The organism is Pseudomonas sp. B22(2017) (genome assembly GCF_002113105.1).
Lineage (GTDB): Bacteria > Pseudomonadota > Gammaproteobacteria > Pseudomonadales > Pseudomonadaceae > Aquipseudomonas > Aquipseudomonas asiatica.
Window position 1 is genome coordinate 1 of the sequence record NZ_NEJN01000027.1, and the last position, 3,287, is coordinate 3,287.

Annotated in this window: 2 rRNA genes; both read right to left on the minus strand. The window is 51.5% G+C overall.

The features are described 5' to 3' along the window. Window positions 1-25: 25 nt before the first annotated feature. Window positions 26-141: ribosomal RNA gene (rrf, locus tag CAG18_RS25845) — 5S ribosomal RNA — on the minus strand. Between the two features lie 131 nt (window positions 142-272). Further along, window positions 273-3,163 (minus strand): 23S ribosomal RNA (locus tag CAG18_RS25850). Between the last annotated feature and the right edge of the window lie 124 nt (window positions 3,164-3,287).

Here is a 3,287-nt window from a genome sequence, read left to right on the forward strand (position 1 = left end):
GCAGATAGGGGTTTTGCGAAATGAATCTTGACGATGACCTACTCTCACATGGGGAAACCCCACACTACCATCGGCGATGCATCGTTTCACTGCTGAGTTCGGGATGGGATCAGGTGGTTCCAATGCTCTATGGTCGTCAAGAAATTCTGTTGCCAGAATGTCCAGATGGACAGCCCAGCGAATTCGGATATGCGATATTTGTGATGTTGCGAACTTTCGGTTGCTTCGTCTTCACCACCGCAATCTGCGTTAGCAAATTGCTTGGGTGTTATATGGTCAAGCCTCACGGGCAATTAGTATTGGTTAGCTCAACGCCTCACAGCGCTTACACACCCAACCTATCAACGTCGTAGTCTTCGACGGCCCTTCAGGGGATTCAAGATCCCAGTGAGATCTCATCTTGAGGCAAGTTTCCCGCTTAGATGCTTTCAGCGGTTATCTCTTCCGAACATAGCTACCCGGCAATGCCACTGGCGTGACAACCGGAACACCAGAGGTTCGTCCACTCCGGTCCTCTCGTACTAGGAGCAGCCCCTCTCAAATCTCAAACGTCCACGGCAGATAGGGACCGAACTGTCTCACGACGTTCTAAACCCAGCTCGCGTACCACTTTAAATGGCGAACAGCCATACCCTTGGGACCGGCTTCAGCCCCAGGATGTGATGAGCCGACATCGAGGTGCCAAACACCGCCGTCGATATGAACTCTTGGGCGGTATCAGCCTGTTATCCCCGGAGTACCTTTTATCCGTTGAGCGATGGCCCTTCCATACAGAACCACCGGATCACTAAGACCTACTTTCGTACCTGCTCGACGTGTTTGTCTCGCAGTCAAGCGCGCTTTTGCCTTTATACTCTACGACCGATTTCCGACCGGTCTGAGCGCACCTTCGTACTCCTCCGTTACTCTTTGGGAGGAGACCGCCCCAGTCAAACTACCCACCATACACTGTCCTCGATCCGGATAACGGACCTGAGTTAGAACCTCAAAGTTGCCAGGGTGGTATTTCAAGGATGGCTCCATGAGAACTGGCGTCCCCACTTCAAAGCCTCCCACCTATCCTACACAAGCAAATTCAAAGTCCAGTGCAAAGCTATAGTAAAGGTTCACGGGGTCTTTCCGTCTAGCCGCGGATACACTGCATCTTCACAGCGATTTCAATTTCACTGAGTCTCGGGTGGAGACAGCGCCGCCATCGTTACGCCATTCGTGCAGGTCGGAACTTACCCGACAAGGAATTTCGCTACCTTAGGACCGTTATAGTTACGGCCGCCGTTTACCGGGGCTTCGATCAAGAGCTTCGCTTGCGCTAACCCCATCAATTAACCTTCCGGCACCGGGCAGGCGTCACACCCTATACGTCCACTTTCGTGTTTGCAGAGTGCTGTGTTTTTAATAAACAGTCGCAGCGGCCTGGTATCTTCGACCGGCATGGGCTTACGGAGCAAGTCCTTCACCCTCGCCGGCGCACCTTCTCCCGAAGTTACGGTGCCATTTTGCCTAGTTCCTTCACCCGAGTTCTCTCAAGCGCCTTGGTATTCTCTACCTAACCACCTGTGTCGGTTTGGGGTACGGTTCCCAGTTATCTGAAGCTTAGGAGCTTTTCTTGGAAGCATGGTATCAACCACTTCGTCGCCTAAAGGCAACTCGTCATCAGCTCTCGGCCTTGAAATCCCGGATTTGCCTAAGATTTCAGCCTACCACCTTAAACCTGGACAACCAACGCCAGGCTGGCCTAACCTTCTCCGTCCCTCCATCGCAATAACTGGAAGTACAGGAATATTAACCTGTTTTCCATCGACTACGCTTTTCAGCCTCGCCTTAGGGACCGACTAACCCTGCGTCGATTAACGTTGCGCAGGAAACCTTGGTCTTTCGGCGTGCGAGTTTTTCACTCGCATTGTCGTTACTCATGTCAGCATTCGCACTTCTGATACCTCCAGCAAGCTTCTCAACTCACCTTCACAGGCTTACAGAACGCTCCTCTACCGCGTCATCAAAGATGACACCCGTAGCTTCGGTGCATGGTTTGAGCCCCGTTACATCTTCCGCGCAGGCCGACTCGACTAGTGAGCTATTACGCTTTCTTTAAAGGGTGGCTGCTTCTAAGCCAACCTCCTAGCTGTCTAAGCCTTCCCACATCGTTTCCCACTTAACCATGACTTTGGGACCTTAGCTGACGGTCTGGGTTGTTTCCCTTTTCACGACGGACGTTAGCACCCGCCGTGTGTCTCCCATGCTCGGCACTTCCAGGTATTCGGAGTTTGCATCGGTTTGGTAAGTCGGGATGACCCCCTAGCCGAAACAGTGCTCTACCCCCTGGAGTGATACATGAGGCGCTACCTAAATAGCTTTCGAGGAGAACCAGCTATCTCCGAGCTTGATTAGCCTTTCACTCCGATCCACAGGTCATCCGCTAACTTTTCAACGGTAGTCGGTTCGGTCCTCCAGTCAGTGTTACCTAACCTTCAACCTGCCCATGGATAGATCGCCCGGTTTCGGGTCTATACCCAGCGACTAAACGCCCTATTAAGACTCGCTTTCGCTACGCCTCCCCTATTCGGTTAAGCTCGCCACTGAATATAAGTCGCTGACCCATTATACAAAAGGTACGCAGTCACCTAACAAGTAGGCTCCCACTGCTTGTACGCATACGGTTTCAGGTTCTATTTCACTCCCCTCTCCGGGGTTCTTTTCGCCTTTCCCTCACGGTACTGGTTCACTATCGGTCAGTCAGTAGTATTTAGCCTTGGAGGATGGTCCCCCCATATTCAGACAAAGTTTCTCGTGCTCCGTCCTACTCGATTTCATTGACAAGAGATTTTCGTGTACGGGGCTATCACCCACTATGGCCGCACTTTCCAGAGCGTTCCACTAATCTCAAATCAACTTAAGGGCTGGTCCCCGTTCGCTCGCCACTACTAAGGGAATCTCGGTTGATTTCTTTTCCTCAGGGTACTTAGATGTTTCAGTTCCCCTGGTTCGCCTCTTGCACCTATGTATTCAGTACAAGATACTCAGCTTATGCTGAGTGGGTTCCCCCATTCAGAGATCTCTGGATCACAGTCTGTTTGCCGACTCCCCAAAGCTTATCGCAGGCTACCACGTCTTTCATCGCCTCTGACTGCCAAGGCATCCACCGTATGCGCTTCTTCACTTGACCATATAACCCCAAGCAATCTGGTTATACTGTGAAGACGACATTCGCCGAAAATTCGCATGTTGCTCTTTCGAGCAGAACTCACAAATTTTACCTTAGCCTGATTAACCAGCAGTGAAACTGGTCA